At 74.4% G+C, this 21,157-nt stretch carries 22 protein-coding genes; 9 read left to right on the plus strand and 13 right to left on the minus strand.

Features of this window, described 5'->3' with window-relative positions:
- Window positions 1-32 precede the first annotated feature (32 nt).
- Together ACIRRH_RS26370 and ACIRRH_RS26375 are read left to right on the plus strand one after the other, a co-directional pair.
- Entirely contained in the window at window positions 33-833 is an 801-nt protein-coding gene (locus ACIRRH_RS26370) for a serine hydrolase (protein ID WP_403072093.1), read from the plus strand.
- Window positions 834-1,051: 218 nt separating this feature from the next.
- The gene (locus tag ACIRRH_RS26375) at window positions 1,052-2,263 is read left to right on the plus strand and encodes a transferase (protein WP_403072095.1); all 1,212 of its coding nucleotides are present in this window, start codon (window positions 1,052-1,054) and stop codon (window positions 2,261-2,263) included.
- Between the two features lie 80 nt (window positions 2,264-2,343).
- Here the strand turns inward: ACIRRH_RS26375 and ACIRRH_RS26380 are convergent, their stop codons facing one another.
- From ACIRRH_RS26380 to ACIRRH_RS26400, 5 genes are read right to left on the minus strand one after another with little or no spacing between them, the layout of a single operon-like run.
- Window positions 2,344-3,477, minus strand: a complete 1,134-nt coding sequence (locus ACIRRH_RS26380; RefSeq protein ID WP_403072098.1) for an FAD-dependent monooxygenase — start codon at window positions 3,475-3,477, stop codon at window positions 2,344-2,346.
- A 57-nt stretch (window positions 3,478-3,534) separates the two neighbouring features.
- Complete coding sequence (locus ACIRRH_RS26385) at window positions 3,535-4,128, minus strand: GTP-binding protein (protein ID WP_403072100.1); 594 nt, start codon at window positions 4,126-4,128, stop codon at window positions 3,535-3,537.
- A gap of 2 nt (window positions 4,129-4,130) precedes the next feature.
- Window positions 4,131-4,649, minus strand: coding sequence for a DUF742 domain-containing protein (locus ACIRRH_RS26390; protein WP_403072102.1), 519 nt, complete (start codon window positions 4,647-4,649; stop codon window positions 4,131-4,133).
- Window positions 4,650-4,654: 5 nt separating this feature from the next.
- Complete coding sequence (locus ACIRRH_RS26395) at window positions 4,655-5,119, minus strand: roadblock/LC7 domain-containing protein (protein WP_403072105.1); 465 nt, start codon at window positions 5,117-5,119, stop codon at window positions 4,655-4,657.
- On the minus strand, window positions 5,116-7,974 hold the full coding sequence (locus ACIRRH_RS26400) for a nitrate- and nitrite sensing domain-containing protein (RefSeq protein ID WP_403072108.1): 2,859 nt from the start codon (window positions 7,972-7,974) through the stop codon (window positions 5,116-5,118). Before ACIRRH_RS26400 ends, ACIRRH_RS26395 begins: the two co-directional genes overlap by 4 nt.
- A gap of 540 nt (window positions 7,975-8,514) precedes the next feature.
- Between ACIRRH_RS26400 and ACIRRH_RS26405 the strand changes: the two genes are divergently transcribed.
- The 3 genes from ACIRRH_RS26405 to ACIRRH_RS26415 all read left to right on the plus strand — a co-directional run bounded on the left by ACIRRH_RS26405 (window position 8,515) and on the right by ACIRRH_RS26415 (window position 11,505).
- Complete coding sequence (locus ACIRRH_RS26405) at window positions 8,515-8,997, plus strand: YbaK/EbsC family protein (RefSeq protein ID WP_403072111.1); 483 nt, start codon at window positions 8,515-8,517, stop codon at window positions 8,995-8,997.
- Window positions 8,998-9,419: 422 nt separating this feature from the next.
- Complete coding sequence (locus ACIRRH_RS26410; RefSeq protein WP_403072114.1) at window positions 9,420-11,330, plus strand: ABC transporter ATP-binding protein; 1,911 nt, start codon at window positions 9,420-9,422, stop codon at window positions 11,328-11,330.
- Window positions 11,331-11,376: 46 nt separating this feature from the next.
- On the plus strand, window positions 11,377-11,505 hold the full coding sequence (locus ACIRRH_RS26415) for a hypothetical protein (protein ID WP_403072117.1): 129 nt from the start codon (window positions 11,377-11,379) through the stop codon (window positions 11,503-11,505).
- On the opposite strand, the gene ACIRRH_RS26420 is transcribed toward ACIRRH_RS26415, so the two are convergent.
- From ACIRRH_RS26420 to ACIRRH_RS26430, 3 genes are all read right to left on the minus strand, one after another.
- Window positions 11,490-12,134: a response regulator gene (locus ACIRRH_RS26420; RefSeq protein ID WP_403072120.1), complete on the minus strand. Its 645-nt coding sequence runs from the start codon at window positions 12,132-12,134 to the stop codon at window positions 11,490-11,492. The genes ACIRRH_RS26415 and ACIRRH_RS26420 overlap by 16 nt on opposite strands.
- The gene (locus ACIRRH_RS26425; RefSeq protein WP_403072122.1) at window positions 12,125-13,288 is read right to left on the minus strand and encodes a sensor histidine kinase; all 1,164 of its coding nucleotides are present in this window, start codon (window positions 13,286-13,288) and stop codon (window positions 12,125-12,127) included. The genes ACIRRH_RS26420 and ACIRRH_RS26425 overlap by 10 nt, the downstream gene beginning before the upstream one ends.
- A gap of 86 nt (window positions 13,289-13,374) precedes the next feature.
- Window positions 13,375-14,040 carry a DedA family protein gene (locus tag ACIRRH_RS26430; protein WP_224282453.1) on the minus strand — a complete coding sequence of 222 codons (666 nt, stop codon included), beginning with the start codon at window positions 14,038-14,040 and terminating at the stop codon, window positions 13,375-13,377.
- A gap of 196 nt (window positions 14,041-14,236) precedes the next feature.
- Between ACIRRH_RS26430 and ACIRRH_RS26435 the strand changes: the two genes are divergently transcribed.
- Window positions 14,237-14,743 (plus strand): hypothetical protein, encoded by a 507-nt coding sequence (locus tag ACIRRH_RS26435; RefSeq protein WP_403072125.1) that lies wholly within the window; start codon window positions 14,237-14,239, stop codon window positions 14,741-14,743.
- Between the two features lie 57 nt (window positions 14,744-14,800).
- Here the strand turns inward: ACIRRH_RS26435 and ACIRRH_RS26440 are convergent, their stop codons facing one another.
- Entirely contained in the window at window positions 14,801-15,604 is an 804-nt protein-coding gene (locus ACIRRH_RS26440) for a nucleotidyltransferase domain-containing protein (protein ID WP_403072128.1), read from the minus strand.
- Between the two features lie 278 nt (window positions 15,605-15,882).
- Between ACIRRH_RS26440 and ACIRRH_RS26445 the strand changes: the two genes are divergently transcribed.
- Together ACIRRH_RS26445 and ACIRRH_RS26450 are read left to right on the plus strand one after the other, a co-directional pair.
- Entirely contained in the window at window positions 15,883-17,103 is a 1,221-nt protein-coding gene (locus ACIRRH_RS26445; RefSeq protein ID WP_403072130.1) for a glycosyltransferase, read from the plus strand.
- 89 nt (window positions 17,104-17,192) lie between these two features.
- Window positions 17,193-17,507: a hypothetical protein gene (locus ACIRRH_RS26450; RefSeq protein ID WP_403072133.1), complete on the plus strand. Its 315-nt coding sequence runs from the start codon at window positions 17,193-17,195 to the stop codon at window positions 17,505-17,507.
- Here the strand turns inward: ACIRRH_RS26450 and ACIRRH_RS26455 are convergent.
- The 3 genes from ACIRRH_RS26455 to ACIRRH_RS26465 are packed head-to-tail and all read right to left on the minus strand — an operon-like array spanning window position 17,504 to window position 19,337.
- Window positions 17,504-17,839 (minus strand): DUF4260 domain-containing protein, encoded by a 336-nt coding sequence (locus ACIRRH_RS26455; RefSeq protein ID WP_403072136.1) that lies wholly within the window; start codon window positions 17,837-17,839, stop codon window positions 17,504-17,506. The genes ACIRRH_RS26450 and ACIRRH_RS26455 overlap by 4 nt on opposite strands.
- 44 nt (window positions 17,840-17,883) lie before the next feature.
- Entirely contained in the window at window positions 17,884-18,807 is a 924-nt protein-coding gene (locus ACIRRH_RS26460) for a hypothetical protein (RefSeq protein WP_403072138.1), read from the minus strand.
- Window positions 18,804-19,337 (minus strand): SigE family RNA polymerase sigma factor, encoded by a 534-nt coding sequence (locus ACIRRH_RS26465; protein ID WP_403072318.1) that lies wholly within the window; start codon window positions 19,335-19,337, stop codon window positions 18,804-18,806. The genes ACIRRH_RS26460 and ACIRRH_RS26465 overlap by 4 nt, the downstream gene beginning before the upstream one ends.
- 133 nt (window positions 19,338-19,470) lie before the next feature.
- Here ACIRRH_RS26465 and ACIRRH_RS26470 point away from each other — a divergent pair, with 133 nt between their 5' ends.
- Complete coding sequence (locus ACIRRH_RS26470; RefSeq protein WP_403072141.1) at window positions 19,471-20,232, plus strand: alpha/beta fold hydrolase; 762 nt, start codon at window positions 19,471-19,473, stop codon at window positions 20,230-20,232.
- A 72-nt stretch (window positions 20,233-20,304) separates the two neighbouring features.
- Here ACIRRH_RS26470 and ACIRRH_RS26475 read toward each other — a convergent pair whose 3' ends face one another.
- Window positions 20,305-21,126, minus strand: a complete 822-nt coding sequence (locus ACIRRH_RS26475) for a helix-turn-helix transcriptional regulator (RefSeq protein ID WP_403072144.1) — start codon at window positions 21,124-21,126, stop codon at window positions 20,305-20,307.
- Window positions 21,127-21,157 lie beyond the last annotated feature (31 nt).

Genomic DNA, 21,157 nt, shown 5'->3' on the forward strand with positions numbered 1-21,157 from the left:
GGTCCGACCTCGGCCTCCCCTACCCTTCCTCCATGCTCTCTGTGGTGGTGGCCCCCTGGGCGGGACAAGCGGAGCCGGTGTTCGTCCGCAACCCGGACGAACTTCACGACGCGGCCAGCACGATGAAGGTCGCCGTGCTCGCCGCGCTCTGCCGCAGCGGGGCGAACCTCGATGCCGAGGTGCCGGTGGTGAACCGCTTCGAGTCCGTCGTGGGTGGTGAGTTCGGCAACGATCCGGACTGGGACAGCGATCCGCTGCCCTGGGAGCTGCTCGGCACCCACGTGCCCCTCCGGCTGCTCGCCGAGCGGATGATCACCCACTCCTCCAACCTGGCCACCAACATCTGCCTGGCCCGCACGACTCCGCAGGCCGTCGCCGAAGTGTGGCGCCGCGCCGGAGCCACGCGCAGCTCCACTCCGCGCGGGATCGAGGACTACGCGGCGCGCGCCCGGGGCGTGCACAACCGGGTGAGCGCCCGTGACCTGGTCCGGCTGCTGCGCTCGCTCGCCGAGGAGCCCGAACTCCTCGCCCTCCTCGAATGCAACGAGTTCCGGGTGGACCTGGCCGCCGGCCTCCCCTCCAACACCCGGATCGCCTTCAAGAACGGCTGGTTCCCCGGCACCCGGCTCAGCGTCGGCCTCGTCCAGTCGGCCGACTGCCCGCCCTATCTGATCGCCGTCTGCTACACCGGCCCGCTCGCCGACGGCACGGACCGCACCGACCCGGCGGCCCGCCTGCTCGCCCGCATCTCCAAGGCGGCGTGGGACCGCCGCGAGCAGATCAGCGGGCCAGGGTCGTCAATCCGTCCAGCGCCGCCTCGTTCAGCAGGTTGATCCGCACGAACCCCTGGTGCCCGGCGAGTGCGAAGTGCCGTTCGTCGTGGGTGCGCAGCCGGTAGCCGGCAGGGCGGGGCGCGGGCACAAGACCGCGCGGCCGGGGCGTGCGCCTCCAAACCGTTACCGATCGCACACGCATGACGGCCCGTCGGGTGCGGTATCGGTTTGAAGGGTCCTGCTCAAGCAGCTGTGCGAAGGCTCGGGGGTGGGTTGACGTGTCGTCCCGGCTACGGATGGTCGCCCGGTGGATCACGGTGATCGCGGTCGCGGCGGCCTATGTGGCGCTGCACCTGCTGGTCAACGTGGGCATGGGCCGGCAGGTGCGCGGGAGCGCGGCGGGGGCGTCGTGGTGCGGGGCGATCGCCCTGGCGCTGCTCGGGCCCGCCCTGTGGTTGCGGCACCGCCGTCGGTCGGCGGTCGCCGAGATCGTCGGGCTCGTCGACCGGTACGGCCCGCGGCAGCCGCGCCGGAGGCGAGCCGTTCGGGTCGTCGGTGCCGCCGGTCGGGTGCTGTCCGCAGGCGGCGCCCTCGCCGTCGCCGTCGCCCTGTCGGAGCGCGGCGACGACCTCTGCCCGGAGGTGTCGCTCCTGCTGCTGGCCGGCGGTGTGGCGGCCACGGGGAGCGGCCTCCTGGTCCTGCGCCGCACCCGTCCGTACGCGGCTCGCGGGGCTGCCCAGGTCCTGCTGCGGGACGGCCGCAGACCCGTGCTCTACCTGCGCAGCTTCGACGACGACGAGGTCGCCGCCCGGGAGGGCGGCAGGGCGAAGACCGACCTCCACACGAGGGAGGTGCAGTTCGCCGCCGCGCTGGGTGCCGTCGGTCCCGTGATCGCGGTGGGACGGCCGGGGGAGGACCTGCCACGCCTGGGCGCGGCCCGGTTCTACCTGCCGCTCGACGACTGGCAGGGCACGGTGCGCCGGCTGATGGACCTGTCCCAGCTCATCGTCCTGCGCCTCGGGCAGGGGGAAGGGCTGCGGTGGGAGATCGGAGAGGCGCGGGCCACCCAGCCCCCCGCGAAGCTGATCCTGCTGGCCCCGGGCGGCCTTCCGGAGCTCGCCGGCCAGGTGAACGAGAGCCTCCCCACCCCGCTGCTGCCCAGGGAGATGGTCACGGGCGGGTACCGGACCGGAGCCGTCGTCGCCTTCGACGGCCACTGGACCCCTCGGGTGTTCCCGGTGAAGGAGCGCAGGGGGCCGGCGGCGTGGATGGCCCGGTCGGGCATCTCCCACCTGCACACGCCCACGGTGCACCTGGCCCGCACCATCCACGCGGCTCTGGCGGCCACCGGGAGGCGGCGGCGGACGATGGCCTGGCGCGCGCAGCTCGCCACGAGGAGGGCGGACCTGGTGAGTGTGGGGCTGGCCCTCGCGATGGTCCTGCCGGGATGGCTCGGGTACCGGATCCTGCAGTTGGCCGGCCGCTGGTGAACCACCTCGCCGGGGGGGGGGGGGGGGGGGGCCCCCCCCCCCCCCCCCCCCCCCCCCCCCCCGCGCCGGGACCGCAGCCGTCAGTACGGCTGCACGAGGACGTGCGCCGCCCCCGGGACGCCGACCTTGAGGAGCTCGTCCTCCTCCGGCGTGGTCGCGGTGCCGGTCTCCTGCCTGAGGATGGCGCGGGACAGGGCCTGGACCCACATGGCGCGCGGGCGGCGGCGCTCCTCCCAGGCGGCGAGGGCGGCCGGGACGGTGTCGGCCGCGTCCAGGCTCTGGGCGAGCACGAGGGCGTCCTCGACGGCCATCGCGGCGCCCTGGGCCAGGTGCGGGGTGGAGGCGTGGGCGGCGTCGCCGGCCAGGACGATCCGGCCGACGTGCCAGGGCTCCTCGACGGTGACCTGGGAGATCCGCGAGTAGACCACGGCGGCCGGGTCGGTGATCTGCGCCAACGCCTCGGCGATCGGGCCGCCGAATCCGGCCAGCCGCTCCCGCAGCTGCTCGTGGGCGCGCTCCGGGTCCGGGCGGAAGTCCTCGGCCTCGGCGAAGACCGAGCCCAGGTACATCTGCTCCGTGCTGATCGGGGTGAGCAGCGCCTTGGCCGCAAGGTTGCCGGAGGACATCAGCACGCCCTGCACCTCGGGAGAACGAGGCAGCGTGACGCGCCAGTTGGCGAAGCCGGTGTACTCGGGGGCGTACTTCTCGCCGTACAGGTGGCGGCGCAGCGGCGAGCCGATGCCGTCGAAGCCGACGACCAGGTCGTAGCGGGCGCTGTGCCCGTCGGTGAGGGCGACCCGGACGCCGTCGGCGTCCTCGGTCAGGGTGTCGATGGTGGTGCCGAAACGGATCGTGGCGCCCGCCTCGACGGCGGCGTCGGCGAGGACGCGGGCCAGCGCCGGGCGCGGGATGCCGTTGTTGGAGGGGGCGTCGCCCATCCGGGGCTGCGGGATGGTCGCGAGGGTGGCGCCGGCCGGGTCGCAGATGGTCAGCACCTCCCACTCGAAGCCGACGGACAGGCAGTCGTCCAGGACGCCGATCTCGCGCATCACGTGCAGGGCGTTGGACGGCTGGATGATGCCGACGCCGAGCGCCTCCAACTGCTCGCGCAGCTCGGCGACGTCGACGTGGTGGCCGCGTCCGGCGAGGGCGGTGGCGAGGGTGAGGCCGCCGATGCCGCCGCCGTGGACGAGGACGCGCAGGGGTGTGGTCATGAGGAGTGCTCCGGGAGGAAGTTCACGAGTGCGGATGGCCGGCCGGGGACCGGAGGGTCAGCCGGCGGGCGCGGCGGCGAGGTCCATCAGGTGGTCGACCAGGGCGAGCAGCAGGTCCCGTCCGAAGACGCGCTCGCGCACGTCGCCGAGCAGCATCGGCACCTGCGGGTCGAGGTCGAGCGCGGCCCGGATCTCGTCGGGGGTGCGGGTGTTGGTGTTGTGGAAGCAGTTGATCGCGACCACGAACGGGATGCCCCGGCTCTCGAAGAAGTCGATGGAGGCGAAGCTGGTGTCCAGTCGGCGGGTGTCGGCGATGACGATCCCGCCGAGAGCGCCGTTGACCAGGTCGTTCCACATGAACCAGAAGCGTTCCTGACCGGGCGTGCCGAACAGGTAGACGACCAGCTCGGAGCTGATCGTGATCCGGCCGAAGTCGAGTGCGACGGTGGTGGTGGTCTTCTGGTCGACGCCGGCCAGGTCGTCGACGCCGACGCTGGCCCGGGTCAGGTACTCCTCGGTGCGCAGCGGGGTGACCTCGCTGACCGAGCCGACCAGGGTGGTCTTGCCCACGCCGAAGCCGCCCGCGATCAGGATCTTGACGGCGGCCGGGGCGGCGGCGGGGTCGTCGATGGCGGAGTGGGGTGTTGCCATGTTCAGAGTCTCCGGAGTCCTTCGCGTACGGCCGTGAGCAGGCCGAGGTCCACGCCCCCGGCGGCCCGGGCCACCGAGAGCGGGGCCCGGGCGTTCAGCAGGCCCTGGGCGACCAGGTCGCCCAGCAGGATCTTGGTGACCGAGACCGGGAGGTCCAGGCCGGCCGACACCTCGGCGACGGCGATGGGGTGCCGGCAGCGTTCGAGGATCAGCCGGTGCTCGGGCTGGAGGCCGCGCGCACCGGCGCGGCTGCCCCGCGCCAGGGCGGCGTCGGCCTCCGCCTCGACCGTGGTGAGCACGGTGATGAGGGTGAGGTCGTCGCGCTCCGGCGCGGTCCGGCCGCGGGTGATCGTGTACGGGCGCACCATGCTGCCCGTCTCGTCCTGCGCGTCCTCCTCCTCCAGCTCGCTCCAGTGCGGCACCGCGCCGCGCCGCCAGCGGTCGTCCCAGCCGGACTGCGGACCGGCCTGCCGGCCGTCGTCGCGGCCGTCCCCCCAGGCGTCGTTCCCGTACGGTTCCACCCGCGTCAGCCCCGGGTCCGGGCGGCGAAGGCGTCGAAGGAGGCCGGGGCGGCGGGGGCACCGGGGGCGCCCTCGTTGCGGGCCGGGGTGGTGAGCTTCTGGCCGACCTGCTGGACCAGGGTGTGCATCGCGACGGACATCACCTCGGCGTCCACCTCCTGGGAGGCGACCACGGCCAGGTGGGTGCCCTGGGCGGCGGCGATGATGAACAGCCAGCACTCGGCGAGCTCGACGATCACCTGGTGCACCGGTCCGCCGTCGAAGAGCTGCCCGACGCCCCGGGCCAGGCTCTGCTGGCCGGTGGCGACGGCGGCCAGGCGCTCGGCGTCGGCCCGCTCGATGGTGCGGGAGTGGCTGACCACGAGACCGTCGTCGGAGAGCAGGACGGCGTTCCTGGTCCCGGGCACCGAGTCGACGAGTCCGTCCAGCAGCCAGTCCAGGTCCTGGTGGGTGGCGATCGTGCGGTTCATTGCTGGTCATCCGTTCGTGTGGTTCGGGAATCCGCGGCCGGAAGGGCCCAGGGGGACGGGGCGGGTGTGGGGGAGGCGACGGGCGGGGTGGCGGGCAGCAGGTGCTCGCCGCTGTCCTGGGCCCGGGCGGCGCGGGACTGGCGCTGGAAGGCGCCGATCGCCGCACCCGAGCGCCGCACCGGGCAGTCGGTGCGCTGGAACGGGCCCGCGGGCGCGGCGTTCCCGGCGGGCCGCTCGACCCACTGCGGCTGGTCCGGCGGGGGCACCCGCAGCTCGGCCGCCAGGCTGGCCTGCCGGACGCGCTGCGGCAGCGGGGGCTGGCCGCTCTCGGCCGGGCTGAACGGCACCGAGGTCTGGTACTCGCGGCGCTGCCGCCGCTCGGCCAGCCGGTAGTGGTCGGCCGGGCGGTACTGCTCGTCGGCGTACGGGGCCTCGGCCTCGGTGACCCGGGCGTAGGCGATGTCCGGGTAGACCGGGGCGCCCTGGGCGGGGGCCGGGTCGGCCGGGGAGCTGTGCTCGATCGGCTGCTCCGACTGGAAGGACGGCTGGGCGGCCGGGACCGGCTGCTCCGACCCGTACGACGGCTCCGAGCCGACGGACGGTTCAGTGCCGTACGACGGCTCCGCGCCGAAGGGCTGCGCGGACGGGTACATCTGCTCGGCCCGGAACGGCTGGTCCGCCTCGAACTGCGCCGCCGGGAGGGCCGCCTGAGCGTCCGGGGGCAGCGGCAGCTGCTGGACGACCGCCGGCGTGAACGGCGCCTGCGGCAGCGGGACCTCCTGGAGCGTGGTCTCCGGCCCCGCCTCCTGCCCGGCACCCGCCGGGGACAGCGGCAGCGGCACCGGAGCCGCCTGAGGGGCGAAGTCGCCCTGGCCGAAGGAGTCCACCGGTGCGACCGGTGGACCGGCCGGCACCGGGGCGGACGTCTCGTCGGAGGCCGAGCGCACGGCCCGGCGCGAGCGGCGCACCAGGGGGATCGGCTCGGTGGCCGTGCCGCCGGCGCCGTCCGGCAGCCCGGCGTCGCCGTCGAGGACCAGCTCGTCCGGGACGAGCACGACCGCCCGGGTGCCGCCGAAGGCGGACGGGCGGAACTCGATCCTCAGCCCGTGCAGGGCGGCCAGCCGGGAGACCACGTGGAAGCCGAGGCGGATGTCGTCGGCCCGGGCCAGCACGTCGGTGCGCGGGGGCCGGCTCATCAGCTCGTTGGCGGTGTCGTACTGCTCCGGGTCCATGCCGAGGCCGCGGTCCTCGATCTCGATCGCGAGCCCGCGGCCGACCACGGCGGCGCGCACCTCGACCGGCGTGGGCGGCTTGGAGAACGTGGTGGCGTTCTCCATCAGTTCGGCGAGCACGTGTGCCACCGGGCCGACGGCCCGTTCGGAGAGCCACGGGTGGCCCTCGATGTCGATCGAGATCCGGCGGTAGTCCTGCACCTCGCCCTGCGCGGCGCGCAGCACGTCCAGCAGCGGGACGGGCTTGCGCCAGCGCCGCTGCGGCTGGCCGCCGGCCATGATGACGAGGTTCTCCTCGTAGCGGCGCAGGCGGGCGGTGAGGTGGTCGAGGTCGAAGAGGCCCTCCAGGACCTCCGGGTCGTCGTGCCGGCGCTCCAGCTCGTCCAGCTTGCGCAGCTGGCGGCCGATCAGCAGCTGGGTGCGGCGGGCGACGCGCTGGAGCAGCCGCTCGAAGCCGCGGTGCTGCTCGGCCTGGCCCACGGCGGCCTTCAGGGCGGCGGAGCGGGCGAGGTTGAGCGCCTGGCCGAGGCGGGCCAGCTCGTCGGTGCCGTTGCCGTGCGGGCCGGCCGTGATGCTGTGGCTCTCGGCCTCGACGTCGACCTGCTCGCCGCGGCCGAGGCGGTCGACCACCTCGGGCAGGGTGCGCTGCATGTCCTCGGCCTGGGTGTGCAGATCCTTGATGCGGCGGCGCAGCGAGCGGCTCAGGCGCCAGGAGGCGATGATGACCGCGATGACCGTGACCAGGCCGATGGCGGTGGTCAGCACCACGCGGGTGAGCATGCCGATGATGGCGGTCTTGGCGACCTCGATGATGCCGTTGGTGCGGTCCTCCAGCGCCTTGACCAGCGGCGGGTTGAGCCCGTCGAGGGCCTGACGCCACTGGTCCTGCGTCGCCGGGACCTTGACCGTGCCGTTGGCGTCGGCCGCGGTGGGCTTGAGCAGGGCCTGCTCGACGGCGGCCTTGGCCTGCCAGGACGGGCTGTTGACCAGCTCGTGCCAGGCCGGCGCCTCGGAGTCCGGGATGTACGGGATGACCTGGACGTTGAGCAGGTGGTCCTGCGTGCCGATCAGCTGCTGGACCTGCTGGTAGTCGGTGGCGGACAGCCGCCCGGTGGGCCAGCCGCGGGCCAGGATGGCGTCCTCGCGGGAGAGCATCTCCTTGACCCAGAAGGCGTTGACCAGGGTCTTGGACAGCCAGGTGACCTCGCCGGTGTCGACCCGGCTGAGCGCGGTGAACAGCCGCAGGTCGACGCTGATCAGGTCGGTGTAGTAGACGAAGACGCTCTGCTGGTCGGTGGTGCCGCGGTCGACGGCGGCACGCTGCTCGGCCAGCTTGCCCATGGCCTGGCGGGCCTCGATGACGGCGGCGCGGATCTCGGCGGGGGCGTTGTCGGCCGTCGCCCCGGAGAGGGTCTGGAACTGGCGTACCGCGTCGTCGGTCAGCTGCCGCTGGTGGCGCAGCTGGTCGGCGTTGGAGCCGGGCCGGGCGAGCGCCTCGGCACTGAGCCGGCGCTCCTCCTGGAGGTTGTAGTAGACGATGTTGGACGGCTGGCCGGCCTTCTGCGCGATGGTGGCCTGGTCGGCCAGCCGCTGGAAGCCGGCGATGGTCTCACCGCTGGTCACGGCCCAGAGGGCGACCAGGGCGATGCTGGGGACGACGGCCAGGACGAGCAGCGCCGTCCGCAGGGACAGGCGTGGACGCCTGCGGGGGCCCTTCGGCGTCGGGGGCCGCCGATTCGCACGCGCGCGCAGAGCTGACTCCTTGAGGCTGGCGGCCGGCCGGTGAGGGGCAGGCCGTCCGGGGCACGGGATTTTTGACGAAGCGATATTAGTCATACCGTGTGATTGGAGTGAAAGTCCGTTCGCCGCCTGGGCCGGGCTTGCGCACGCAGCGGCCACAACGTCATTCGGTTGTTGACTGTACGTATGCGGAGCAGGCGGCTGTGGACTTGCTTGACACAGTGTCAATGCGGCGCGCGGCCGCCGGATGGCCGTCATGTGAAGACTGTGTGACGCCCCGCCGGGAGGCGCTCGGCGGTGCGGCGGGCGGATCGTCCGTGGGCGAGCGGACGCCCCTCACCGGGCCGGCGCTCGGGAGCGGGCGGCCGCCGGATCCGCCGCCGGATCCGCCGACCGCCGCCGCGCGGAAGGCATGATGGGCCGATGACCTCCTCCCTCCCCACCCGCAGCCTGGCCGTCGCCGAGGCCCTGGCGGCGGCCGGCGTCCCCGGCGGGATCCGCCTCCTGCCCGACTCCGCCCGCACCGCGGCCGAAGCCGCCGCCGCGCTCGGCTGCGAGGTCGGCGCCATCGCGAACAGCCTGGTGTTCCTCTGCGGCGGTGCGCCGCTGCTGGTGATGACCAGCGGTGCCCACCGGGTCGACACCGTCCACCTGGCCGGGCAGCTGGGAACCGGCCCGATCGAGCGCGCCACCGCCGCCCAGGTCCGCGAGGCCACCGGCCAGGCCATCGGCGGCGTCGCCCCGACCGGCCACCCGGCCCGGCTGCGCACCGTGGTCGACACCGCGCTGCAGCAGTACGAGGTGCTCTGGGCGGCCGCCGGGCACCCGCACACGGTCGTACCGATGACGTACGAGGAGCTGCTGCGGGTGACCGCCGGAACACCCTCCGTCGTCACGCCTGGCTGAACCCCGTCCGTCAGCCGGATGGCGGATGTCGAGCTGCGGGTTCCGTCGCCGGCCACATACTGGAGGAGTGGGAGGGACCCGGGCGTCATTTCGCCTCCGGCCCCGCCGGTATGGAACCCGACCACGAACGGCAGATCCGGTGCCGCAACCCCGTATCTCCCGGGCGCAGTCGCCTCGGCGGCGGCCTGAGCGTGCGGAGCACCGGTGCGACGAGAGAAAGAAGCCGCACAATGAGTTACTTCGACCGTCGAGACCATGGCAACGGACGTCGGAACCGCCGTCGTCGTCGCTCCAACCGCCGTCGTCGTTTCGGCATGTGGTGACGGAGGGACCGGTACGGGTCGCTAGCAACCCGTCATAGTTTCCAATCCTCGGGGCCGGCGGTTCCACCGCCGGCCCCGTCTTCATGAACGGGGTGCGCCATGCACGGTGCGACGGCCTCGGGGAACCTGACGGAGGAATCCGACGGGAGGACGGACGAGGGGGGGAACGAACGGCCGGACCGGAAGGCGGACGAGGGGCCCGACGGGACCGGCGCGCAGGGGCCGGTGGCGGACTCGCCGACCATCCCGCTGCGCGGACTGTTCCACCGGTTCTGGCCCTGGGTGCGGCCGGACGCGCGCTGGCTCCCGGTGGCCGCCGTCCTGCTCGTTCTCGGAGCCTTCGGCGAGGTCGTCTCGGTCTGGCTGTTCAAGGACCTCATCGACGACGTCCTCGTCCCACGGCGTTTCGCCGACTTCTGGCCGCTCGCCGGTGCCATGCTCGGCGCCGCCGTCGCGGCCGCCCTGTTCGCCTTCGCCGGCACCTACACCAGCACCTGGATCGCCGAACGCTACATGCTGCGGCTGCGCACCGACACCCTCGCCCACCTGCACACCCTGCCGCCGGACACCCTGGAGACCCGCTGGCGCGGAGACCTGGTGGCCCGGATGACCGCCGACATCGCGGCGATCGAACAGATGGTGGCGACCGGCATGGTCGAGGGCGCCGTGGCCGGCATCAGCCTGCTGCTGTTCACCGGCGCCGCCTTCTACCTCAGCTGGCCGCTCACCGTGGCCGCGCTGCTCGTCGCCCCCCTGTTCATCCTCTCCACCAGCCTGTTCGGGCGGTGCATCCGCGCCCGCGAACGCCAGGTCCAGCGCCGCGCGGGCGGCGTCACCGCGTTGCTGGAGGAAAGCCTGCGCAACGCCGTGATCACCCGGACCTACGGGCAGGAGCGCCGCGAGGTCGAACGCGTCCACCGCGAGGGCCGGGCCCTGCTCGACGCCGAACTCGCCTCCGCCCGGGCCTCCGACCTCTACCAGCCCTTCCTCAGCGTGCTGCAACTGCTCGCCGCGCTGGTCGTGGTGGGCGTCGGCGCGCTGGAGGTCATCCACGGAAAACTGAGTCTCGGCGGACTGCTCGCCTTCGCGGCCTTCATGGCCCAGCTCTTCGAGCCGGTCCAGCAGCTCGCCGCACTCGTCCCGCTGGCCGGCGCCGCCTGCGCCTCCGGCGAGCGGGTCCTGGAACTGCACGACATGACCAGCCCGGTACGGGAGAGCGACGGCGCCCGGGACGTCGGGCCGGTGCGCGGCCGGGTCACCTTCGAGGGCGTCCGCGCCGCCTACCCGGGCAGCAACGGCAGCACCGGCCCGCCCGTCCTCGCCGGCGTGGCCTTCGACCTCCCGCCCGGCGAGACCCTGGCCCTCGTCGGGCCCAGCGGCAGCGGCAAGTCCACCCTCGCCAAGCTCCTCGTCCGCTTCCTCGACCCCGAGGCGGGCACCATCCGCCTCGACGGCCACGACATCCGCGGCCTCACCCTCGCCTCGCTGCGCCACGCCGTCACCCTGCTCCCGCAGCAGGCCCCGCTCTTCCACGCCACCATCGCCGACAACATCGCCTACGGCCGCCCCGGCGCCCCGCAGCCCGAGATCGAACACGCGGCCCGCACCGCCGGTGCCCACGACTTCGTCACCGCCCTCCCGGACGGCTACGGCACGACCATCGGCGCCGACGGCTTCCAGCTCTCCGGCGGCCAGAGCCAGCGCATCGCCATCGCCCGCGCCCTACTGCGCGACACCCCGGTCCTCGTCCTCGACGAACCCACCACCGGCCTCGACCCGCAGACCGTCGAGCAGCTCATCCCCCCGCTGCGCCGCCTGATGGCCGGGCGCACCACCGTCCTGATCACCCACGACCGGGCCCTCCTGTCGCTGGCCGACCGGGTGCTCACCATCGGTCCGCCGGGCGCAGGCCTCCGGGGTGCCGGCCCGGACACGGGTCCGCGCGCCGGTTCGGGCATTCGCCCGGTCGCGAGCCTGGTCGCCGCGCTCCGGGCGCTGCGGGATCGCTGAGGCCCGGGTGCCCGGAGCGCTTCCCCGGCCGGGGGATACTGCCGCAATGCTGTTGACGTGGATCGCCGAGCCGGCCGACGAGCCGCTCGCGCTGGAGCCGGACGACCGCCCGGTGGAGTGGGAGACCAACACCTGGTGGCTGAGCGCCGAGGTCGAGGACTACGCGCCGAGGTAGTGCAGGACGGCCAGGATGCGGCGGTTGTGGTCGGTGGTGCGGGGCAGGTCCAGCTTGTCGAAGACGGCGTTGAGGTTCTTCTCCACCGCGCTCAGCGAGACGTGCAGCCGCTGCGCGATGGCGGCGTTGGTCCAGCCCTCGGCGAGCGCCTCCAGGACGCTGCGCTCGCGCGGGGTGAGCCGGGCCAGCGGGTCGGTGCGCGTGGTGCGCACCACCAGCCGGCGGACCACCTCCGGGTCGATCGCCGCGCCGCCCGCCGCGACCCGCACCAGGGCGTCCAGGAACTCCTCGACCTCGGCCACCCGGTCCTTCAGCAGATAGCCGACCCGCTCCGCGCCCGCGTCCAGCAGCCGGGCCGCGTAACCGCGTTCGATGTGCTGGGAGAGCACCAGCACGCCCACCTCCGGCCAGCGCTCACGGATCTCCACCGCCGCCCGCAGCCCCTCGTCGGTGTGGGTCGGCGGCATCCGGATGTCCACCACCACGACGTCCGGCCGCTGTTCGGCCACCGCCGCCGTCAGCGCCGTCGCATCGCCCACCGCGGCCAGCACCTCGTGCCCCTCCTCGGCGAGCAGGCGGACCAGGCCCTCCCGCAGCAGGGTCGAGTCCTCGGCGAGGGTCACGCGCATGGCAGCTCCGCGGTGATGACGGTGGGGCCCCCGGCGGGGCTGTGGACGTGGAGGGTACCGTCCAGCGCGGCGACCCGCCCGCGCAGGCCGGTCAGGCCGCTGCCCGACGGGTCCGCGCCACCGCTGCCGTCGTCCTCCACCCGTACCGTGAGCAGGGCGGCGGTCCTCTCGACCCGGGCCGAGACCGTCGAGGCGGCGGAGTGCTTGGCCGCGTTGGTGACGCACTCCGACACCACGAAGTAGGCCGCCGTGCGCACCGGTTCGGGCAGCGGGCCGGCCACCTCGTAGCGGAGCCGCAGCGGGATGGGGCACCGCTCGGCCACCCCACCCAGCGCCTCCTCCAGCCCCAGGGCGTCCAGCGCCGAGGGGTACGCTCGCCAGGCCACCTCGCGCAGCTCGGTCAGCACCTCCTGCGCCTCCCGGTGGGCCTGGCGCAGCAGCGCCTCCGTCCGCTCCGGGTCCCGGTCGCGGCCCAGGCCGCGCCGCGCCCGGCCGAGCAGCATCGCCAGCGCCACCACCCGCTGCTGCACGCCGTCGTGCAGATCCCGCTCGATCCGCCGCCGCTCGGTGTCCACCGCCTGCACCACCGCGGCCCGACTGTCCGCCAGTTCGGCGATCCGGTGGCGCAGCAGCTCGGCCTCGGACGGCCCGAAGCACTCCCGGGCGGTCCTGGCGTCCAACGCGGCCAGCGAGAACAGGCCCTGCACGGCCAGGAAGAGCAGCACCCCGCCGAGCAGCACCTGGGTCGCCAAGTCCTCCCAGCCCAGCGAGCCGCGCAGCACCCCGCTGACCAGCAGCACGGCCAGCACCGTCCCGAAGGCCAGCAGCCCCAGCACCACCCCGGCGACCAGCCCGCCGCCGCTGCGCACCACCAGGTAGCGCAGCAGCCTGCGGTCGTCCGCCCGGTAGTGGCGGGGGAAGCGGTCGCCGAAGAACGCGCTGCGCCGGGCCCGTTCCAGGGCGGCCAGCCGGCGCACCCCGGACAGCAGGGCCGGCGCCGCGTACGGGCGGGTGCGCGGCCAGAGCAGGAACGGGCCGAGGACGGCGCCCGCGAGGAGGAGGTACAGCGCGGCGAGGACGGCGCTCGGGCAGCCGAGCAGAACTCCGGCGGCTCGACGCGGCCATGACGTGGTGTCTGCTCCATCCCCCTGCACGGGGTCCGAGCTTACGGGGCCTGCCCGGGTTGCGGAGCCTGCCGGGGTTACGGGGCCTGCCGGGGCTGCGGGGCCGGTCGGGCCGCTCACCGGGCGCGGCGGTGCTGGGCGGCGCTGTTGCGTCCGCGCCAGCGCATCGCGACGTACCCGGCCACGGCCACCACGACCAGCACCAGGACCGCCTTGGAGAGCAGGCCGACGTACGTCTCCACCACGTCCCAGCGGTCCCCGAGCAGGAACCCGGCCATCACCAGCACGCTGTTCCACACCAGGCTGCCGATCGTGGTCAGCATGACGAACGCGGGCAGCGGCATCCGCTCGACCCCGGCCGGCACGGAGATCAGGCTGCGGAAGATCGGCACCATCCGGCCCAGCAGCACCGCCTTCGTCCCGTGCCGGGCGAACCAGGCCTCGGTGCGCTCCAGGTCCGAGGCCTTGACCAGCGGAAGCCGGGCCCAGATCGCGTGCATCCGCTCCCGGCCGAACAGGGCGCCCAGCCAGTAGAGGACGACGGCTCCGGCCACCGAACCGAGGGTGGTCCAGGTCAGGGCGGAGGCGAGGCTGATCACGCCCTGCCCGGCGGCGAAGCCCGTCAGCGGCAGGATCACCTCGCTGGGCAGCGGCGGGAACAGGTTCTCCAGCGCGATCGCCAGGCCCGCCCCGGGGCCGCCCATGGTGTCCACCAGGTCGGCCGCCCAGCCGGCGAAGCCGTCGGCGGGCTGCTGGGCGATGGCGAGGACGGTGTGCTGCATGCGGGGCTCCAGGGTGGCAGGGGTGCCGGCGCTGGTGCGTCCGGCTCTGGTCTCCACGCTAGAAATCGCAGGTCAGCGGCGGTATGAGGGTTTCCGGCGAACCTCCTGCGGAAAACCGCACCGCCGCGCCCTGCGGTTTTCCGCAGGGCGGCTTGTCCGGTGGCGACGGCCGTGGTCGTCTTGTCAGGATGTCGCCATGAACGACGCATTCACCCTGGCCTGGCAGTACACCGCCGGACTCGTCCACCCCGAGGGCCTGCCGATGGCCGCCGCCGAGTTGCTGGCGCCGGGCGTCGGCGAGGAGTCGCCCGCGCTGTGCGAGCTGGCGGGGCGGCGGGGCCGTGGCGAGAGCTCGGCCGAGCTGACGGAGCTGCTGTGGCAGGCGATGGCCGAGCTCGGCCTGCCGGTGCCGGACGGCGACTTCGTCCGACGCTGCGTGCTGCACCGCACGGCGGCCCGGCTGACGTCGGGGGAGATCACGCCGGAGGAGGCCGTCGTCCGGCTCTGGCACCTGGGCGGCTCGACCGCGACCGCGGTGGAAGAGCGGCTCGCGGAGGTGGTCGGCCGGATCTGCTGCCCGGACTGCCTCGACGACCGGGAACCCGGGTCGCAGCACGACTGGGAGCGGGAACTGAGGGCGGCGGCCGTCGCGGTGACGGCCGAACCCGACCACGAGCTCACCGCCTCCTGGCACCGGGACTGACCACCCCGCACCGCGCCACCGGGCACCGCCGGGGTCCTCCGCTCCGCCCCGGCCGGCTCAGCGGTCCAGCGCGGCCACGGTCTCCCGGGTCAGCTCCCGCGCCCGGGCGACGGTGGCCGTCAGCTCGGCCGCCGACCCGCCGGGCGCGGCGAGCAGGCTGCGCACGCGCGGGCCGAAGCCCGGCGGGGCGTCGGGCAGTTGCTCGGCGACGGCCAGGGCGCCCTTCTCGTTGAGGCACCAGCGGCGGTGATGGGCGTACAGGGCCTGGATCAGGATGCCGACGGCGCGGGACAGGCAGAGTGAGACGTGCAGGGCGTCGGCGCGGACGGCGCTCTTCGCGGCGGTGTCGAGCAGGAAGCCGGCCTCCCAGGTGGCCGCGGTGAGGGCCCCGCGCAGCGGCTCCGGGTAGTCGGCGGTCTGCCGCTTGAGCCGCGTCAACTCCCCGGTGGGGTCGGCCAGTGGCTGCCCGAGGGCGACCTCGCCCGGGTAACAGGGCGACCAGAAGCCGAGCGGGTGGCCGGCCTGCGTCCCCACCTCGTAGCGGCCCTCCCGGCAGTCCGCCCACACCTGCCCGACCCGGTCGAGGTCCCGCAGGATCCAGTCCACGGCGGCACCGTCGATTCGCAGCCACGCCCCGCCGTTCACCCACGGGCCCCAGCCGCCCGGGCCGGCCACCTCGACCTCCGGCCCGGCGAGCGCCCGCAGTTCGTCGAGGTCGAGGCGGCCCCGGTAGTACACCCCGAGGTCCCAGTCCGACTCCGGCCGCTCCTCGCCCCGCGCCCGGCTCCCGCCGAGCATCACCCCCACCACGCCCGGCACGCGGGTGAGTTGGCCGGCCATGTCCTCGATGATCGCGCGCATGGGGAGAGTCTGGCAGGTGGTGCGGCGCCCGGCCGGGGAATTCCGGGTGCCCCGGCGCGCTGAGGACGGCCGGAAGGGCCGGGCGGTCAAGGGGAGTTCGCTGCTGTGACGGCGTTGCGAAGGCGCTTGTGCCGGAACTTGTGTCGGCGTCCGCGGAGGTGTCACCACTCCTCGCCACTCTCAACGTATAGCGCACGGGGGGCCTTGCCACAAGGCCCCGGTGATGCCGCAGAATCACCGGCTCAAGGACGCAGCCTGCGGAAACGGGGAGTCACGAAGTGCGAGTGGTGTTGTCGACGTACGGGTCGCGCGGGGACGTCGAGCCGATGGCCGCGCTGGCGTTGCGGCTGAAGGAACTGGGCGCCGAGGTACGGGTGTGCGCACCGCCGGACGACGAGTCCTCGGCGCGGCTGGCCGAGGCCGGAGTGGATCTGTTGGCGGTCGGGCAGTCGGTGCGCTCACTGGTCAGCGGGCCGCCCCCGGCCCCCTCGGACCTCCCCAAGCGCGCCGCCCGGCTGGTCGAGCAGTTCCATGCGGCGGTGCTCGCAGCGGCCGAGCCGGGCGGTGCGGTGGTGGCCACCGGCCTGTTCCCGGCGGTGGCCGGCGCACAGGCGGCGGCCGAGCAACTGGGCGCCCGCTTCGCGTGCGTCGCCCTCCAGCCGACCATGCTGCCCTCCCCGCACCACCGGCCGTTCGAGTACCGGATGCGGCCGTACCCACCGGAGGTGACCGACCATCGGGAGCTGTGGGAGCTCAACATCGGGACGATGAACGCGCTGTTCGGCGAAGCGGTCAACACCCACCGGGCGGCGGTCGGACTGCCGCAGGTCGACAACGTCCGGGACCACGTCCTCACCGGCCGGCCGTGGCTGGCCACCGACCCGCTGCTCGACCCGTGGCCCGGCTCCGAGGGGGACGGCGGGATCTGGCCCGAGGTGGTGCAGACCGGCGCGTGGATCCTGCCGGACGAACGCCCGCTGCCCGCAGACCTGTCGGCCTTCCTGGCGGCCGGCGACGCGCCGGTGTACGTCGGCTTCGGCAGCATGCCGCTGCGCGACCCGGCGGACGCCGCCCGGGCCGCCGTCGAGGCCGTCCGGGCGCAGGGCCGGCGGGTGCTGCTCGGCCGGGGCTGGGCCCGACTCGCCGAGGTGGACGGGGCCGAGGACTGCTTCGTGGTCGGCGAGGTCAATCAGCAGGCACTGTTCCCGAAGGTCGCCGCCGTCGTCCACCACGGCGGCGCGGGCACCACCACCACGGCCGCCCGGGCCGGCACGCCCCAGGCGCTGGTCCCGCAGATGGTGGACCAGCCGTACTGGGCCGCACGGGTGGCGGAGCTGGGCATCGGCGTCGCCCACGACGGCCCGACCCCGACCACCGAGAGCCTCACCGCCGCCCTCCGCCACGCCCTCACCCCCGCCACCCGCGAGCGCGCCGCCGCCCTCGCCGCCGACGTCCGCACGGACGGCGCGACGGTGGCCGCGAAGCTCCTGCTCGGCTGAGGAGGGACGGGGAGTGGGAAGTCGGCCGAGCCGACTCCCCACTCCGCAAACCGCTGGTGGGAGCGGTCGTGAGTGGCGAGACTGCAGGGATGACACACGCTGACGACGAACTCGCCCGGCTCTGGGAGGCGTACCGCAAGGCCCCCTTCCCGGATGCCCTTCGCAGAACCCGACTCGCGGGAAAGGACGCGGCGCTGCTCGACTTCGAGATCGCCGGGCTGGTGTGGGTGGACATCCACAAGGAACTCGACGGCCGGCAGGTGGCCGCCCTCCGCGAGTCCCTCGCCGTAGTGGACGAGGCCCTGCCCCTGATCGAGGACGAGTACGGCGCGTCCTACTTCACGGACCTGCGGACGATGGCCGCGATGGTGGCCGAACGCCACCCGCCAGGCCAGGCCTCCTAGCCGGCCACCGTACCCCGGGCACGCCGCAGGGCGAGGTGCGTCAACCAGGCCAGGCCGAAGGTGAACGGTGCGGCGGTGTCCTCCGGCGGGCCGGGGACGGCGACGCAGACCGCGTCGACCGCCAGCGGTACCCAGGGGCCGAGCACGAGGTGCCGGGCGAGCACGTTGCCCGGCGCGAGCTTCGCCACGAAGGGGACCAGGACCCCCACCACCGCGAGGGGGATCGTCGGACCGGTGTGCTTCACCGCCTCGAAGACCGTCCAGGCGAGCAGTACCAGTCCCAGTGCGCCCCACCCCGCCGCCTGCCTCACCGGCACCCCGTCAGTCGCCACCGCTCCAGCCGACCACGGGCCGGTTCCTCAGGAGGCCGTTTCCCTCATGAGGCCGGTTCGGTCAGGAACCTGGAGCCGGCGTCCGGGAGCTTGTTGCCGTCCCTGTCGAAGAACTGCCAGGACTTCGCCCGCATGGTCCCCGGGCGGGCCACCACCATCGCGCGGATGGGGGAGTCGGCCACGGTGACGAACGGCGGCTCGGTGGTGGAGCCGTCCGCCCAGGTCACCACCACCCGGCCGACGTCCGGGCCGAGGGAGAGCAGCACCACGTCGAGCGGCGCCACGGTGTCGCCCTTGCCCCGGTGGCCGACCACCCCGCCGCCGAAGCTCGTCCTGCTGCGCGGGTCCACCTTGCCCGGGGCCGCCTGGGTGCCCTCGGAGTCATGGCTGAGCCGCACCCCGTCCACCGTGAAGTAGACGTTGACGACATCGGAGTCGGGCTGCCAGTACTGCCGAACGAAGTCCTCCGTCGGCCTGGGGACCGCCGGGTCGTACCGGATGCGTTCCTCCCACACCGCCGTCGCCTGCTCGAACGCCCGCTCCCGCGGGGCCTCGGGCCACAGCGCCTCCCACAGCTGCCACTGCTTGCCGTCCGGGGTCCGGTCCTGGCCCAGCAGCACCCGGACCGGGGTGAGCGGGTCGCGCACCGCGGGGGTCGCGCTCGTCGCGGGGGCGGTCGCCGGCGCGAGCACGGCGCCGGCGCCCGCCGGGCCGATCCCGTGGGCGGGAGCCGGGTTCGGGCGCAGCTGCGCCAGTGCCCCGCCGGTCAGGGCCACCACCGAGGCCAGCGCCACGGCGCCGACCACCGTCCGGCGGCGGTGCCGCAGCCGGCGGCCGCCCGCCACGATGTCCGCCACCGGGGCCGGGCCGATCCGCGCGCCGGCCGCCGCCTCGGCCAGGCCGAGCCCCACCCACAGGTCCTTGCCGTCGTCCACGCCCGCACCCATCCCGTCCGTCTCCCGGTTCATGCCATTCCTCCGATCTGCGTCGTGTCCTTGAGCTCCACCAGCGCCGTGACCTGCCGCAGCCGTGCGATGCCCTTCGCCGCGTGGCTGCGCACCGCGCCCACCGAACACCCCATGGCGGCCGCCGTCTGGCTGTCGCTCAGGTCCTCCCAGTGCCGCAGCACCACCGCCTCGCGCTGGCGCGGCGGCAGGGTGGCCAGCGCGGCCAGCAGGGCCCCGCGCTGGTCGGAGCGGGCGAAGCCGTCCTCCACCCCCGGTGCGTCCGGCACCGCTTCCATCAGCAGCTCCGGCGCCCGGCGGCGCCAGCGGCGGGCGTGCTGGTTGACCAGGATCCGCCGCACGTAGGCGTACGGATCGTCGGCCCGGCGCACCCTCGACCAGGCCGCGCAGGCCTTCTCGGCCGCGGACTGCACCAGGTCCTCGGCCGCGTACTGCTCGCCGGCCAGCAGGTACGCCGTCCGCACCAGGCGTGGCCAGGCCGCGACGACGAACGCCTGGAACCCGTCGTCCTGATCGCTCTTCGCTTCTCTCATGAGCACTTCCGAGCACCTCCTTCACCCGTCCAGAGCCCGGGGGCGGCCGGAAGCGCTTACCGGTGGCTGTGGCGGCTTCACATTGCCTGGGGGCGACGGCGGGAGCGACGGCGCGGGCACTACCATCCGCCGGGTGATCATTTCTCATGACGTAGCGGGCAGTGGGCCCGCCGTGGTGCTGCTGCACTCCTCGGTGTGCGACCGGCGGATGTGGGACGCGCAGTGGCAGCCGCTGATCGACGCCGGGTACCGGGTGGTCCGCTGCGACTTCCGCGGCTTCGGCGACACGCCGCTCGCGGACGGCCCGTACAGCGACACCGGGGACGTCCTGGCCCTCCTCGACCACCTGGGCATCGAGACCGCCGCCCTGGTCGGCGCCTCCTACGGCGGCCGGATCGCCCTGACGGCGGCCGCGCTGCGCCCCGCGGCGGTCACCAAGCTCGCGCTGCTCGGCGCGGGCATGCCCGGACACCAGCCCAGTGACACCCTGCGCGCCTTCGGCGGACGCGAGGACGAGCTGATCGAGGCGGGGGAGCTCGACGCGGCCGTCGAGCTGAACGTCGACTCCTGGCTCGGCCCGGAGGCCGACGAGCAGGCCCGCGCGGACGTCCGCCGGATGCAGCGCCACGCGTTCGACGTCCAGATGGAGGCGACGTTCGGCTCCGACCGCGAGGACGTCGACCTCGGCCGGATCACCGCCCCCACGCTGGCCGTGTCCGGCGCCCACGACTTCCCGGACTTCCGCGACATCGCGGCGGCCCTCCCCACCGTCCTCCCCGACGCCCGCCACCGGGAACTCCCCTGGGCGGGCCACCTCCCCAGCCTGGAACGCCCGGCCGACACCACCGACCTGCTGCTCGCCTTCCTCCGCGAGCCCGCCCGGGCCGCGCAGTAGCACCCCCGGCCCCGCCACCCACCGGAGCCCCGCTGGACCGGGCCGGAGTGGGAAGTCGGCCCGGTCGACTTTTCACTCCGCGGCTGGTTTCAGCAGGTGGCGGAGGGCGGTGGGGGTGTGGCCGAGGTGGTGGCGGAGGGTGCGGGTGAGGTGGGCCTGGTCGGCGTAGCCGAGGTCGGTGGCGAGGGTGGCCAGGCTGGGTTCGCCGGCTTCGAGGCGGTCGAGAGCGCGGGTGATGCGGACGTGGTGGCGGTGGTGGGTGAGTGAGACGCCGAGTTCGCGGGGGAAGGCGCGGCTCAGGCGGTACGGGGAGACGCCCAGGAGTCCGGCGAGGGACAGCAGGGTGCGGGAGGCCGGGTGGTCCTCGGCGATCGCCTCGCGGGCCGCTGCGACCAGGGCGCGGTCGCGGGCGGCGGACGGGCGGGCCGCCGCGGGTGTCGGCCCGAGGGCCGTACGGGTGACGGCGGTGGCCAGCAGTCCCAGCAGCTGCTCCGTGACGGCGTAGTCGACGTCCCCCGAGCGGGCGGTGGCGAGCAGGCGGCGGTGGGCGAGGCCGAGTCCGGGATCGACGTAGAGCGTTCCGGCGCCCGGCCCGGGGCCGTCGCCGGCGAGGGAGCGCCAGAGCGCGGGCGTCACGCTGATCGAGGTGCACCGGTCGCCGCCGCTGGGGTGGGCGAAGCTCTCCTCCTCGCCCGGTGTGCCGAGGTAGCCGAGGTTCGGGTCGAGGTCGGCGGCCACCCCGGCGGCGCGACGGCGGAAGCGGCCGTGCCGGACCAGCACCATGCGGTGGCCGCGATGGACCTCCGGCGGGGACCAGCGGACGTGGTCGCTGCGGCAGGCGACCGCGCTGATGTCGAAGTCGGGCCGGGTGGCGACGGGTTCGGCGGTGAGCACGGTCGGCAGGGTACGGGCGGGGTCTGACACC

This window comes from Kitasatospora sp. NPDC101235, assembly GCF_044767505.1.
In the GTDB taxonomy this organism is placed as follows: Bacteria; Actinomycetota; Actinomycetes; order Streptomycetales; family Streptomycetaceae; genus Kitasatospora.

Excerpts from the sequence above, each read along its gene's own strand:
- ACIRRH_RS26370 (WP_403072093.1), top strand. The coding sequence starts at position 33 with ATGCTCTCTGTGGTGGTGGCCCCCTGGGCGGGACAAGCGGAGCCGGTG.
- ACIRRH_RS26435 (WP_403072125.1), top strand. The coding sequence starts at position 14,237 with ATGAACGACGCATTCACCCTGGCCTGGCAGTACACCGCCGGACTCGTC.
- ACIRRH_RS26405 (WP_403072111.1), top strand. The coding sequence starts at position 8,515 with ATGACCTCCTCCCTCCCCACCCGCAGCCTGGCCGTCGCCGAGGCCCTG.
- ACIRRH_RS26440 (WP_403072128.1), bottom strand. The coding sequence starts at position 15,604 with ATGCGCGCGATCATCGAGGACATGGCCGGCCAACTCACCCGCGTGCCG.
- ACIRRH_RS26380 (WP_403072098.1), bottom strand. The coding sequence starts at position 3,477 with ATGACCACACCCCTGCGCGTCCTCGTCCACGGCGGCGGCATCGGCGGC.
- ACIRRH_RS26430 (WP_224282453.1), bottom strand. The coding sequence starts at position 14,040 with ATGCAGCACACCGTCCTCGCCATCGCCCAGCAGCCCGCCGACGGCTTC.
- ACIRRH_RS26420 (WP_403072120.1), bottom strand. The coding sequence starts at position 12,134 with ATGCGCGTGACCCTCGCCGAGGACTCGACCCTGCTGCGGGAGGGCCTG.
- ACIRRH_RS26410 (WP_403072114.1), top strand. The coding sequence starts at position 9,420 with ATGCACGGTGCGACGGCCTCGGGGAACCTGACGGAGGAATCCGACGGG.
- ACIRRH_RS26395 (WP_403072105.1), bottom strand. The coding sequence starts at position 5,119 with ATGAACCGCACGATCGCCACCCACCAGGACCTGGACTGGCTGCTGGAC.
- ACIRRH_RS26415 (WP_403072117.1), top strand. The coding sequence starts at position 11,377 with ATGCTGTTGACGTGGATCGCCGAGCCGGCCGACGAGCCGCTCGCGCTG.
- ACIRRH_RS26465 (WP_403072318.1), bottom strand. The coding sequence starts at position 19,337 with ATGAGAGAAGCGAAGAGCGATCAGGACGACGGGTTCCAGGCGTTCGTC.
- ACIRRH_RS26460 (WP_403072138.1), bottom strand. The coding sequence starts at position 18,807 with ATGAACCGGGAGACGGACGGGATGGGTGCGGGCGTGGACGACGGCAAG.
- ACIRRH_RS26450 (WP_403072133.1), top strand. The coding sequence starts at position 17,193 with ATGACACACGCTGACGACGAACTCGCCCGGCTCTGGGAGGCGTACCGC.
- ACIRRH_RS26385 (WP_403072100.1), bottom strand. The coding sequence starts at position 4,128 with ATGGCAACACCCCACTCCGCCATCGACGACCCCGCCGCCGCCCCGGCC.